Origin of the sequence: Faecalibacterium prausnitzii (assembly GCF_049532945.1) — a bacterium.
In the GTDB taxonomy this organism is placed as follows: domain Bacteria; phylum Bacillota; class Clostridia; order Oscillospirales; family Ruminococcaceae; genus Faecalibacterium; species Faecalibacterium prausnitzii_N.
In genome coordinates this window covers 2,119,209-2,131,639 of sequence record NZ_CP186691.1, presented here as the reverse complement: position 1 = coordinate 2,131,639, position 12,431 = coordinate 2,119,209, and the positions used below count along the sequence as shown (strand labels likewise).

The 12,431-nt window shown below is 61.0% G+C and carries 15 protein-coding genes; 2 read left to right on the top strand and 13 right to left on the bottom strand.

Going from position 1 to position 12,431, the window contains the following annotated elements; all coding sequences use genetic code 11:
* Positions 1-3 precede the first annotated feature (3 nt).
* The 8 genes from ACNQFG_RS10540 to ACNQFG_RS10505 form a co-directional block, all read right to left on the bottom strand.
* Entirely contained in the window at positions 4-474 is a 471-nt protein-coding gene (locus tag ACNQFG_RS10540) for a divergent PAP2 family protein (RefSeq protein WP_423404867.1), read from the bottom strand.
* A gap of 26 nt (positions 475-500) precedes the next feature.
* On the bottom strand, positions 501-1,382 hold the full coding sequence (locus ACNQFG_RS10535; protein WP_423404866.1) for a polyprenyl synthetase family protein: 882 nt from the start codon (positions 1,380-1,382) through the stop codon (positions 501-503).
* Positions 1,383-1,395: 13 nt separating this feature from the next.
* Positions 1,396-1,617, bottom strand: a complete 222-nt coding sequence (gene xseB / locus ACNQFG_RS10530) for an exodeoxyribonuclease VII small subunit (RefSeq protein WP_223381341.1) — start codon at positions 1,615-1,617, stop codon at positions 1,396-1,398.
* Complete coding sequence (xseA, locus tag ACNQFG_RS10525) at positions 1,595-2,818, bottom strand: exodeoxyribonuclease VII large subunit (protein WP_423404865.1); 1,224 nt, start codon at positions 2,816-2,818, stop codon at positions 1,595-1,597. The genes xseB and xseA overlap by 23 nt, the downstream gene beginning before the upstream one ends.
* Entirely contained in the window at positions 2,806-3,747 is a 942-nt protein-coding gene (locus ACNQFG_RS10520) for a glycoprotease (RefSeq protein ID WP_423404864.1), read from the bottom strand. The genes xseA and ACNQFG_RS10520 overlap by 13 nt, the downstream gene beginning before the upstream one ends.
* On the bottom strand, positions 3,744-4,187 hold the full coding sequence (nusB, locus tag ACNQFG_RS10515) for a transcription antitermination factor NusB (RefSeq protein WP_097792265.1): 444 nt from the start codon (positions 4,185-4,187) through the stop codon (positions 3,744-3,746). Before nusB ends, ACNQFG_RS10520 begins: the two co-directional genes overlap by 4 nt.
* 15 nt (positions 4,188-4,202) lie before the next feature.
* Positions 4,203-4,568 (bottom strand): Asp23/Gls24 family envelope stress response protein, encoded by a 366-nt coding sequence (locus ACNQFG_RS10510; protein WP_423404863.1) that lies wholly within the window; start codon positions 4,566-4,568, stop codon positions 4,203-4,205.
* A gap of 97 nt (positions 4,569-4,665) precedes the next feature.
* Positions 4,666-5,739, bottom strand: coding sequence for a hypothetical protein (locus tag ACNQFG_RS10505; protein ID WP_423404862.1), 1,074 nt, complete (start codon positions 5,737-5,739; stop codon positions 4,666-4,668).
* A gap of 75 nt (positions 5,740-5,814) precedes the next feature.
* On the opposite strand from ACNQFG_RS10505, the gene ACNQFG_RS10500 reads away from it, so the two are divergent.
* Together ACNQFG_RS10500 and ACNQFG_RS10495 are read left to right on the top strand one after the other, a co-directional pair.
* Positions 5,815-6,111: a YabP/YqfC family sporulation protein gene (locus ACNQFG_RS10500; RefSeq protein WP_423404861.1), complete on the top strand. Its 297-nt coding sequence runs from the start codon at positions 5,815-5,817 to the stop codon at positions 6,109-6,111.
* Positions 6,112-6,123: 12 nt separating this feature from the next.
* Entirely contained in the window at positions 6,124-7,272 is a 1,149-nt protein-coding gene (locus tag ACNQFG_RS10495; protein WP_423404860.1) for a sporulation protein YqfD, read from the top strand.
* Positions 7,273-7,313: 41 nt separating this feature from the next.
* Here the strand turns inward: ACNQFG_RS10495 and ACNQFG_RS10490 are convergent, their stop codons facing one another.
* From ACNQFG_RS10490 to lon, 5 genes are read right to left on the bottom strand one after another with little or no spacing between them, the layout of a single operon-like run.
* On the bottom strand, positions 7,314-7,688 hold the full coding sequence (locus ACNQFG_RS10490; RefSeq protein ID WP_112143577.1) for a tetratricopeptide repeat protein: 375 nt from the start codon (positions 7,686-7,688) through the stop codon (positions 7,314-7,316).
* On the bottom strand, positions 7,675-8,592 hold the full coding sequence (gene hslO, locus ACNQFG_RS10485) for an Hsp33 family molecular chaperone HslO (protein WP_423404859.1): 918 nt from the start codon (positions 8,590-8,592) through the stop codon (positions 7,675-7,677). The genes ACNQFG_RS10490 and hslO overlap by 14 nt, the downstream gene beginning before the upstream one ends.
* A 4-nt stretch (positions 8,593-8,596) precedes the next feature.
* Positions 8,597-9,346, bottom strand: coding sequence for a class I SAM-dependent DNA methyltransferase (locus tag ACNQFG_RS10480; protein WP_005940360.1), 750 nt, complete (start codon positions 9,344-9,346; stop codon positions 8,597-8,599).
* A 3-nt stretch (positions 9,347-9,349) separates the two neighbouring features.
* Positions 9,350-9,952, bottom strand: a complete 603-nt coding sequence (gene yihA / locus ACNQFG_RS10475; protein ID WP_423404858.1) for a ribosome biogenesis GTP-binding protein YihA/YsxC — start codon at positions 9,950-9,952, stop codon at positions 9,350-9,352.
* Between the two features lie 15 nt (positions 9,953-9,967).
* Positions 9,968-12,424, bottom strand: a complete 2,457-nt coding sequence (lon, locus tag ACNQFG_RS10470; protein ID WP_423404857.1) for an endopeptidase La — start codon at positions 12,422-12,424, stop codon at positions 9,968-9,970.
* Between the last annotated feature and the right edge of the window lie 7 nt (positions 12,425-12,431).

Here is a 12,431-nt window from a genome sequence, read left to right as displayed (position 1 = left end):
GACTCAGAGCGCCATCGGGTACAGCGCCCCGACCACGCAGCCGACCACAAAACCGGCCAGGACCTGCAGCGGCGTGTGGCCGACCATTTCCTTCAAGTGCATATTCTGGAGGAAGGGGGCGTTCTTTTCCGTCACATCGATCCACTGATCGATCATCTGGTTCAGGACCTTGGCCTGCTCGCCAGTCTCGCGGCGGACACCCATGGCGTCGTGCATCGTGATGATGGCGACGACTGCGGCCACCGCAAAGATTGCCGAGCTGAAGCCCTCGCTCCGGGCCGTGGCGATGACCATGGCACAGACCGTTGCGCTGTGGGCACTGGGCATACCGCCATCACCCCACATGCGTTCCAACTGGAACTTGCCCAGCAGGATAAAATTGATGAGGGTCTTCAATACCTGCGCGACGAACCACGCCAGAAGCGCCACCGTCAGGATCGGATTCAGGTTCAAAACATCGCGGATCAGTTGCATGTTATGCTCTCTTTCTTTTTGTTTGTTCAGCTGCGGCGGACCAGCAGTTCCCTGGCAAGCTGCTCCAGGAAGGCGCTCTTTTCGCCAAATTCTGCGCGCAGAGACGCGCAGGTCTGCTCGTTCAGCCTGCGGGCCAGCTCCATCGCACCCTCGGTGCCGTAGAGGGTGACGAAGGTGGTCTTGCCGTTCTCGCTGTCGCTGCCAATGGGCTTGCCCAGCTGTTCCGGTGTGCTGGTAACATCCAGTACATCGTCCACGATCTGGAACACCAGACCGATGCCGTAGGCGTAGCCCTCCAGCTCCCGGCACTGGGTCTCGTTGGCCTGCGCAGCGGCAGCGCCCATCTGGACGGCTGCGTTGATGAGCGCGCCGGTCTTGTTGCGGTGGATGAGGCGCAGCTGCTCTTCGGTCGCAGCCAGAGCCTCATATTTCAGATCCAGTTCCTGCCCATAGACCATGCCGCGGCTGCCTGCACCGGCTCCCAGCGCCCTGGCCGCCCGCACATTGACGATGGCAGGGGCTTCGACGTTGGCGATGACATCAAACGCCTCGGTCAGCAGCACATCACCGGCCAGCATGGCAGTTGCTTCGCTAAACGCCTTGTGGCAGGAAGGACGGCCGCGGCGCAGATCATCATTGTCCATGCAGGGCAGGTCATCGTGAATGAGCGAATAGCAGTGCAGCATCTCCACGGCTGCGGCAAACTGGTCGGCAGCGGCGGCATCGCCGTTCAGCATATCGCAGACGGCCAGCACCAGCACGGCACGGATGCGCTTTCCGCCGCCCATCAGGCTGTAGCGTGCCGCACGGCAGACGTCCGACTCTTCGGGCAGATAGGTGTTGCAGGCAGTCTCCAGCGCAGCATTGACCCGCACCAGATACTCCTGATACTGCTTTGCGTAATCCATTGATAGATCCTCCTTAGTTGTCTGCTTCCGGCTGCGGGGCGGCGGTGCGCTTGGCGTCGATCTCGTCCAGCTGCAGCGAAGCCTTTTCCAACGTTGCGCGGCAGTAATCGGTCAGGGATGCGGCCTCCGCATAGAGCTTGACCGATTCCGCCAGCGTCGTTTCCGGCTGCTGCATCTGGTCAAGGATGCCTTCCAGCCGGTCCATTCCTTCTTCAAAGCTCTTGGGTGCTCTCATTGGGTCCCTCCACGGCATCCACGGTACAATGGATGCGGTTCACTGCGCCGCAGAGCGTCATCTTCTGCCCTTCGCGAAGGGCATCCGGCGCACAGATGCGGCCTTTTTCGTCCTGCACGAGCGCATAGCCCCGCGCGAGGACGCCATACGGGTTCAGCGTTGCAGCCAGCGCAGCCGCATGGCGCAGACGCAGCCCGGCGTCCTGCTGCTTTTCCCGCGCGGCCGTTTGCAGCTGCCCGGAAACTGCCTCCAACTGCTGCTGGCGGCCTGCAAGCTGCGCCTGCATGTTCTGCCGGGAAAGCGGCTGTACCGTTTCATCCAGCCTATTATAGCATAAACTCAGCCTGTTTTGGATAGAAATGTGAATATTTTCTTCCAAATTGCATAATTTTCGTGAAAATTCGGCCCGGTCGGGCACGGCAAGCTCTGCCGCCGCCGATGGGGTCGGGGCGCGCTGGTCTGCCACAAAATCCAGAATGGTATAGTCGATCTCGTGGCCGATTGCGCTGATCAGTGGTTTTTTGCAGCGGTATGCAGCCCGGGCGATCATCTCTGCGTTAAAGACCCACAGGTCTTCCCGGCTGCCGCCTCCGCGTGCAACGATGATCTCGTCCACCTGACCGGACTCGTCCAGCCGGTCGATAGCTGCGGCGATCTCGTCAGCCGCTTCAAATCCCTGCACACTGACCGGGCAGAGCAGCAGCCGCACAGCGGGCCACCGCCGCCCGATGACGTTCCGGATGTCCTGCAGGGCAGCTCCCGTCTTGCTGGTGACAAGGCCGATGCACTTCGGGAACCGGGGCAGTGGCTTTTTGCGTTCGGCGGCAAACAGACCCTCCCGGTCGAGTTTCGCTTTCAGCTGCTCAAAGGCGAGCTGCGCCGACCCGATGCCGTCCGGGAACATGTCGTTGACGTAGACCTGGAACGCACCGTCTCGTTCGTACAGGGTGGCGCGGCAGCGGACGATGACCTTCATCCCCTCTTCGGGGCGGAAACCGAGCCGCCGCGCGTCCGACCGGAACATTACCGCTTTGACGCTGCTCGTCTCGTCCCGCAGAGAAAAATAGCAGTGCCCGCTGCGCGCATTCTGTACAAAATTTGCGATCTCGCCGCGCAGGGCAAGGTCGAACAGGAGGTCGTTGGCATCCAGCAGGGTCTTGACGTATTGGTTCAGCGCCGAGACGGAGATCACTTCAGCCATAATCCGGCCTCCCGCGCTGCCAGGATCGAAACACCGATGGCATTATCGCTGGAATACTGTCCCGGCACAAAGTAGACCTGCGGCAGACGTTTCTGCACCCATGCACGGATGATATCGCTGCTCATCACTCCGCCAGCACATACCACCGGCAGGCCGGGGTATTCCTTCTGCGCCGCCTTCGTCATCCGGACGACGGTATCGGCCACGCAGAGCAGGCAGTATTTGCAGACGTACTCCGGGCTTTTTCCGGCTTGCAGCAGCGCATTGCACTGATTTTCTAGGCCGGAAAGACTGCACGTCATCCCTTTGACGCTGGACTTTGGCCGGATGGGCTCTTCGCACAGCGCTGCCAGGCGGGAGACCTCGGCACCTGCCGGGAACGGAAAGCCCAGCTTGACGCCCACGCGGTCCACGGCCTGCCCGGCGTAGAGATCACTGCTGGTGCCCAGCGTCGTGATCTGCCTGACCTCGTCGCAGAGCAGCAGGTCGGTGGTGCCGCCGGAAATGTGGAAGAGCAGCACCTTCTGGCGGAACAGCTCCTCCCCTTTGGCGGCGAACAGAGCAGCGGCGGCATGCCCCTGCTGATGGGTCGTGTGGACGAGTGGGATGCCCCGCGCTCTGGCAAAAGCCGTGGCTGCACTGACGCCCGCCAGGAAGCAGGGCATGTAGCTTCCCTCCACGGGGCGGGGCTTTTGCGATACGCCCACAGCATCGATCTGCGTCAGGTCGAACTCCCGGCTCAGTTCCTCCAGCATTTCAGGCAGAGCGGTGGTGTGGTGGAACAGTGCATCGCTTTGCCGCAGGCCCAGCTGGCCCGCTTTTACCGGCAAAAAGCGCTTCTTTGCGCAAACAACCTCTCCAGCTGTATCAAACACTGCCAGAGAGGTTGCATAGTTGCTTGTATCAATGCCAAGCGTATAACGGCTCACGGCTCTTCGGACGCTGCATCTTCGGCAGTGTCCAGACCCTGCTCCCGCGCGACGGTGCCCAGCAGACCGTTCACGAACTGGTAATCTTCGTCCGCACCATACTTTTTCGTCAGTTCCACCGCCTCGTTGATGACGACGCCGACCTTTTTCTCGTCACCGTACAGCATCTCTGCCAGAGCCAGGCGCAGCACCGTCAGGCTCACACGGGGCAGACGGGACATGGTCCAGTTGCGCAGATGGCTGCTGATGAGGTCGTCCACCTCAGCGGAATGGTCATAGTAAGCGTTCAGCAACCGCTTGCCGAACACATCCACGGGATGCTCTTCATCCTCGGTGTTGTTGAGCAGAGCCTCCCGCAGGGGCACGTCACCAAAGGTCTGCGAAAATGCCAGCAAAAATGCATTTTCGCGTGCTTCTCTACGGGGCAAAATATTTTCCATAATGTTCCTCTCACCTTATTCCTGTTCTTCGGCGGCAACACCCGCAATGACCAGATTGACGCGGCTCACAGTGACATTGGTCATGTTCTGCACAGCGTTCTTCACGTTTTCCTGCACCTTTTCGGCCACGGCCGGGATGCGCGCACCAAAAGCGACCACCAGATTCAGGGTCAGCTCTGCGGTGCCGTCCCGCATTTCCACGGTAACGGCCGGCTGGATGCTGGCGGCTTCCAGCAAGTCCTTCACTTTTTTGTTCTGCTTGCCGCAGGAAACCTCGGACACACCGTCCACTTCCAGTGCAGCGCAGCGCGCGATCTTGCCAATGACCTCGGTGGAAATCTGCAGGGTCCCGCCGTTAAGATCCATATTCTGTAAATCCATTCTATGGTCCTCCATCTGAAATGAGCGTTCACTCATTCTTTTTATTTCCATCTTTGCAGGGAGCGTTCCCTGCCATTGAATGCTTACACTTATTATATCACCTTTCAGCCCGATTCACAACTGTTTCTTTTGGTTCCGGGTCTGGCTTTTGCAAAAGGCGGGTCAGCTGGCAGACGGCAAGGCAGCACACAAAGAACACCAGCAGTAGGCAGTCCGGCGGCAGACGGCGCATCGGGACCACCTGCGGCGGCAGGGTGCTGAAGACGCTCTGCTCCCCCTGCGGCAAAAGCAGCCAAAACAGCCCCACCGAAAGCGGTAGGTGGAGCAGCCGCCCCGCAAGCAGGGGCCGCAGGGTCATTTCGGGCGGGCAGAGCGCACGGACCTGCAGCAGGACCGAAAGCCCCTGCACACTGAGGGCGGCGCAGCAGAGCAGACTGCCCCACGGCCCGGTGCGGGCGGCAAGGTCGCAGCCGGAGCAGACTTCCAACAGCATGGCGCACACGGTGCCCACGGCAGGCGGGAACACAGCGCCCACCCCCGCCGCCAGCATCCGGAAGAAGAGCACGAAGCCGCAGAGCTTCAGATACGCCATGGTCGCATGCGTGAGAAGGTCGGTCAGCTGCGGCGGCGGGGCTTCGGGCGGCGGAGCGGTGCACGGGGCCGACTGCTCTGCCCTCGAAAGCCGGTTCAGCAGCGCAGCCGTAAGATACCCGGCACTCAGCTGCGCCAGAAACAGCAGGATGCCAAGCTCTGTGCTGTGGAGCAGCGTCTGCCCGACTGTCAGGACCACGAACGACGGCCCGGAACAGACGCAGGCGGGCAGGAGCGCATCCGCCTGGCGCGGGGTGAGTTGCCCGGTGCGGACGGCCTGTGCCGCCGCGTTTGCTGCCGGGGCAAAGCCGCCGAACAGACCGATGAGCAGGACCCGCGCCGCACAGGGAGCCTGCACCCCGATGCACCACGCCGCGGGCCGGAGCGGGATGGCCAACAGGTCGCCCGCCGGGCACTGGACCAGCAGCGACGACACCACCAGAAACGGAAAAAGCGACAGCAGCAGTGGCCCGGCGCAGAGGGCCAGACCCTCCCGAAGCGCCTGCCCGCAGGCCTGCGGCACCGCAAACGGCAGTGCGCCCGCCAGAACCGCCAGCAAAAACAGACTGAACTGATACATACGCAACCCCTCCACTTCCATATATATGGAACAGGGGGCGTTGCCTTGCACAGCAGGTATGGGGAGGGAGCGGGCGTGAAACAACAGCGGAGCGGGCGACTTTCCCTGCGCGAATGGCTCTGGCGGATGTTCCGCCAGCCGCCGCGCGGGTTTTACGGTCAGCCGTCGGTCTACCGCAGCGGCGACCGGATGGAGATCGAGCAGTTCCGGCGCATCCTGACCTACGATGAAGAAAAGCTCTGTCTGGAATTCCGGCGGGGGCGGTTCACGATCTACGGAGATGAACTGCACATCGAAACGCTGGCCGCGCACCGCATCACTTTGCGGGGGTGCATTCTGCGCACCGAATTTGACGGCGATGGCGGGCATTAGGAGGAAGAGACGATGGATGTACGGCTGCTCTGGGCGGGGGTGTGGTTCACAGCGCAAAACGGCGATGCCGAAAGCCTGCTCTCCGAAGCGGCACGGACGGGCCTGCATCTCTCAGCGGTCTCCCCTGCGCCCGGCGGCTTTTCGGGCCGGTGCGCGGCCTGGCAGTACCGGAGCCTTGCGGCACTAGCCCGAAAGCGGCGGGTACGGCTGCGCATTCAGACCCGCACCGGGCTGTACTTCCGGCTGCGGCCCTTTCTGCGGCGGCGCGGGCTGTGGGTGGGTGTTTTGCTGTTCGTTCCCCTGCTGGTCTGGTCGCAGGATCTTGTCTGGGCCGTGGATGCAGCCAGCCTGACCACCGGGCAGCGAGCGCGGGCCGAGGTGATCCTGCGGGAGCAGGTGCAGCTGATGCCCGGAAGCGCTGTCACGCAGGAAAAACTGGCCGCAGGCGAATACGCTCTTTTGCAGAGCGGCGAGTTTTCCTGGGCGAGCCTGAACTTTCTGGACGGGCGGCTCGTGGTGGAAGCAGCTGCCGCAAAGCCGGTGCCCGACATCGCCGCTGGAAAGGCAGACGGCGTCTTTGCCAAAGCGGCCGGAACAGTGATCCGCACCAACCTTGTCAGCGGGACGATGCTTGCTGCACCGGGACAGGCTGTGGAGGCCGGGCAATTGCTCATTGGGACCTCCCGCACCGAGCGGGACGGAACGCCGATCTATGAGTCTGCCGCCGGTGCGGTCTTTGCGCAATTCGACTGGGAAAGCACACAGGAAGAACCGTTGCAAATTACTGCAAAGCGGCTGACAGGAAAGCACTTTTCAAAACGGGTGATCTCAACAAATGGGCAGCGCATTTCACTTCCATCATGGAAGCCTTTTTCAGAAGAAACTGCACTTGTGACGACACGGCACATCCAACCGGATATTCTTGGGTTTGGCCTTCCCTTTTCGGTGGAAGAGACGACGTATTCCGAACAAACAGAGCAGGAGATTCCATACACCGAAGAGCAGGCGCTCGCGCTTGCAAAGCTGCACAGTTTGCAGGCACTTTTCAACGCCTATCCGGACGCCGCGTTTGTGGCACAAAAAGAGGACATTTCCGTCGAAAACAACAGTCTCTATTACCGGGTCGTTTATACCATCGTTGCCAATATCTGCGCAGAGTAAACAGCGGCAGAGAGCAAGAAACTCTCTGCCGCTGTTTCATACTATTTTAATTTTTCCAACGCATCCGTCTGTTGCTGCGCTGCCGCTTTATGATACCACACATTTGCAATTTCCAAATCTTTTGGAACAATGATTCCATTTTCATAGAACCACCCCAGATTGAATTGTGCATCGCGGTCACCATGCTGCGCGGCACGTTCCGTCCAATAAAATGCCTGTGTGAGATTTTTTTGAACCCCATAACCTTCCAGATAGAAATATCCCACTTGACATTCCGCCAGAGGATATCCCTTTTCTGCAAGTTTCAAATGTCCTGCAAAACACAATTCATATCGCTTTGTGTTCCAATACTGTTCAATCAACGCATTACATTCGTCAAGTTCTTTACAAGGAGCATAGTAATCAGACACTTTCATTTTCCTCAGTCGGCACGGGCGTTTTGTGCTTATCTACAGCCTTTTGGACCAGCTCGTTGAGGTCGTACTGGTACTTGCTGTGGCAGAAGTGGCACACCACCTCGCAGGCGGGGTCCTCGTCACGGAGCTTTTCCAGCTCCTTTTTGCCGAGGCTGAACAGCATCTCCTTGGTGCGCTCGGCGCTGCAGTCGCACTGGTAGTGCACATCGCGCTCGTCCAGCACGTTGGGGTCAAAACCCGCCAGCGCCAGCTGCATCATGTCCTCGGGGGTCTTGCCCTCGTGCAGCAGGGTGGTGACGGACGGCATGGCCGCGATGTTCTTTTCCAGCTGATCGATCTCCGCATCGGTGGCACCGGGCAGCAGCTGGATGAGATAGCCGCCTGCGCAGGCGATGGTCAGATCTTTATCGACCAGAACCCCCAGTGCACAGACGGTGGGCACCTGCTCGCTGTAGGCGTAGTAGGCGGTCAGGTCCTCGGCGATCTCGCCGGAGACCAGCGGCACCTGCCCCACCGTCGGCTCCTTCTGCAGGCGGTTATCCCGGATGACGGTGAGCACACCGTCTTTGCCCACAGCGCCGCCCACATCCAGGTGGCCGTTCTGCTTTGCGGGCAGCTCCACCAAGGGGTGATCGATGCAGCCCTTCACGTTGCCGGTGCCGTCGGTGCAGGCAATGACCACGCCCGCCGGGCCGCCGCCGGACACACGCAGGGTGATCTGGTCACGGTCGTCCTTGAGCATGGAGCCCATCAGGGCCGCGCCGGTGAGCAGACGGCCCAGTGCCGCGCTGCAGGTGGCGCTGGTGGTGTGCAGCTTTTCGGCCTTGCGGACGATCTGGGTGGAATCCACGCCGCAGAACACGACCCCGCCGTTCTCCGACAGGCCGCGGATCAGATTTGCCATAAAGTTATCCCTCCAATTGTGTATACTGCTTGACTGCGCAGAAGAAATAGCGCTGGCTGTCCTCGGTCAGCGGGCCGAAGGTCTCGCCGTCGCAGACGCTTTCCAGCGCAAAGCCGTGCTTTTCCAGCGCGGTGCGGATGGTGTCAAGGTCATAGGTGTACTCGCAGAACTGCTCGTGGAAGTGCTCGCCGGTCTCGTGGTAGTCGATGTCCACGGTGATCTCCACGCGGCGGTTGGCGGCATCGTAGTGGTTGCGCCACACACAGGCGGCATCCTCTTCCTCAAAGGTGAACGCGTTGTCGCCCAGCACGTTTCGGTGCTTGTAGGGCGTGTTCATATCGAACAGGAACACCCCGCCCTTTTCCATAAAGAAGCCCGCGTTGGCAATGGCGGTGTCCAGGTCCGGGATGTGGTTGAAGGTGTCAAAGGTGGACACCGCGCCCCGGATGGTGCCGTACAGATCGAGCTTGAGCAGGTCCTGCCGGAGCAGCAGCAGCCTGCCGGAAAGGCCCAGCTGTTCGGCCTTATCGCGCACAACGCAGAGCATCTCCTCGGACTGGTCAATGCCGATCATATCATAGCCCGCCTGCGTGAGCATCAACGTCAGCTCACCGGTGCCGCAGCCAAGGTCGGCAAGGATGCCGTCGTGGATGCCGTGCTCCTTGAGCTTTGCATGGATGTGGGCATACAGGGCATCGTAATCGGCCTCGCCGTTGAATTCATCGTAGAAATAGGCAAATTCGTTGTAGGCCATGGTTTACTCCGCTTCCTGTTCCCCCCCGGCCACAGCGGCATTGAGCACCGCCTGCAGCTCCGGGATGCCGTAGCCGTTCTCGCCGCTGGTCAGCACCACCTTTTGGCAGCCATAGGGGCGGCAGAGGTTTTCAAAGTCTTCCAGCGTCTTGGCCAGCTGGCTCTTTTTGAGCTTGTCGGCCTTGGTCAGGGCCACCACGTAGGGGATCTGGTGATAGTGCAGGTAGCGCAGCATCTGCTCATCATCGGCGCTGGGGGCGTGGCGGCAGTCCAGCAGCTGCACCAGCAGGGTGTGGTGGCGGGGTGCTTCAAAGTAGCTGTTGATGAGGTCGTCCCAGCGCTCACGGTCGGCGTTGCTCACCTTGGCGTAGCCGTAGCCGGGCAGGTCCACAAAGTAGCAGTCGTCCACCGAATAAAAATTGATGGTGGCCGTTTTGCCCGGCGTACTGGACACGCGGGCAAGGTTTTTGCGGCTGCACAGCTTATTGATGAGGCTGGATTTGCCCACGTTGGACCGCCCCGAAAAGCTCAGCTCCGGGCGGTCGCTCTCGGGCAGCTGGCTGGAAATGCCGTAGCTGGCAATGAAATCAGCTTTGTTGTAATTCATAGCTGCACTCCTTTTTCAGCAGACGGCACCCGGCTTGGGCTGCTCGGTCGTCTGCGGGATGGCCGCAGCGTCCGCAGGCTTCTTGGCTTTTTTGCCGGGGTGCGAGTGGCGGGCGGAAACGGTCTTGGGTTTGAGCAGCGCGGCGTTGAGCACCTGCGCCAGGTTGGACATGGGCAGGAACTGGATGTTCTTCTTCACCTCGTCGTCCACCTCATACAGGTCGGGTTCGTTGTCCTTGGGGATGAGCACCGTTTTCATGCCCTCGCGGTAGGCCGCCATGCTCTTTTCCCGCAGGCCGCCGATGGGCAGCACGTTGCCGTGCAGGGTGATCTCGCCGGTCATGGCCACATCACCGCGCACCGGGATGCCGGACAGGCAGGACACCAGCGCCGTGGTCAGGGTGACACCGGCAGAAGGGCCGTCCTTGGGCACTGCGCCCTCCGGGGCGTGGATGTGCAGGTCGCACTTCTTGAGCTTTTCCGGGTCGATGCCGTACTCGGCGGCGTGCACGCGCACCCACGTAACGGCCAGCTGAGCGCTCTCCTTCATCACGTCGCCCAGCGAACCGGTGACGGTGATCTTGCCGCTGCCGTTGTCCATCACCTGCACCTCGATGGGCAGGGTCTCGCCGCCCACGCTGGTCCATGCCAGACCGTTGGCGATGCCCACCGCGTTGGTGCGGTTGAGGAAGTCGGGCTTGACAAAGCGGGGGCCAAGCAGCTGTTCCAGCATGGTGCCGGTAACGGAGACGCTTTCCACCTCGCCTGCGGCGATCTTGCGGGCGCACTTGCGCAGCGCGCTGGTGATGGTGCGTTCCAGATTGCGCACACCGGCCTCGCGGGTGTAGCCGTCGATGATGCCGTACAGCGCGCTCTGGCTCAGCGTGACCTTGCCGGTCAGGCCGCAGGCCTTGAGCTGCTTGGGCAGCAGATGCTTGCGGGCAATGTTGTATTTTTCCACGCGGGTGTAGCTGGGCAGCTCGATCACGTCCATGCGGTCACGCAGGGGGCCGGGGATGCTGCCCAGATCGTTGGCCGTGGTGATAAAGAGCACATGGCTCAAATCGAACGGGATATCGATGAAATGATCGTTGAAGGTGCTGTTCTGCTCCGGGTCCAGCGCTTCCAGCAGGGCTGCGGCCGGATCGCCGCGGAAGTCGCCTGCCAGCTTGTCGATCTCGTCCAGCAGCATGAGGGGGTTCGCGCTCTTGGCAGAGATCATGGCAGTGATGATCTTGCCGGGCATCGCGCCGATGTAGGTGCGGCGGTGGCCGCGGATCTCGGCTTCATCCCGCACGCCGCCAAGGCTGATGCGCACATACTTGCGGCCCAGACTTTCGGCGATGGAGCGTGCAATACTGGTCTTGCCCACGCCCGGAGGGCCTACAAGGCAGATGATCTGTGCCTTCACGTCCGGTGCCAGCTTGCGCACGGCCAGCGTTTCCAGAATGCGGTCCTTCACCTTTTTCAGGCCGTAGTGGTCGCGGTCCAGAATCTGCTGTGCGCGGCTGATATCAAGGTCGTCCACCGTAAAGGTGTTCCACGGCAGGTCAAGGCAGGTGTCCAGATAGGTGCGGATGACCGTTGCCTCCTGATTGGAGCCCTGCATCTTGGCAAGGCGATCCACTTCCTTGAGCAGCTTCTTCTCCCGCTCGGCGTCGAGGTGCAGGGCCGTGATCCTGCGGCGGTACTCGTCGGCCTCGGCGTGGGTGTCGTCGCCCTCGCCCAGCTCGTCGCTGATGATGTGCAGCTGTTCGTGCAGGTAGTAATCGCGCTGGTTCTTGTCCATGGCTTCATCGACCTTCTGCGCGATCTCCTTGTCGATCTCCAGCATCCGGCGCTCGCGGTGCATCCGCTCTACGAGCAGGCGCAGACGGCCCAGAAGCGTTCCCTCTTCCAGCACGGCCTGCTTATCCTCAAAGCGGAACAGGAGGTTGGCCGGGATATACTCGCAGAGAAACGCCGGATCGTTGTTGGAGTTGACCGCGAACACCACATCCTTGCCGATGCGGGGGTTCAGGCTCAGCAGCTCATCAAAGCTCTTCTTCACGTTGCGGAGCAGCGCGTCGGCCTCGGCCTCTTCATCAGGCTTGACGGGGCGCACCGGCGTGGGACGGACCGAAGCCAACAGGAAGCTGCCGTCGGTGTCCATCTCGGTGAGCCGGGCACGGTATTTGCCCTCCACCAGGATGCGGACGAGGTCGTCCGACACCCGCATGACCTGCTTGACCTCGGCCACCACGCCGTAATTGTACAGGCCGTCGGCACCGGGGTCGTCAGCCTTCATATCCTTTTGTGCGATCAGGAAAACGTTGGAGTGATTGCTGACCGCCCACTCCACGGCGGCAATGCTCTTTTCGCGGCCCACCTCAAAATGAAGCAGGTTGTTGGGAAAGACGACAAGCCCCCGCAGAGCGATGGCGGGCAGATGGAGGATATTCCGCTCCACCCGGACCGTGACTTTTTCAGACATATGCAAA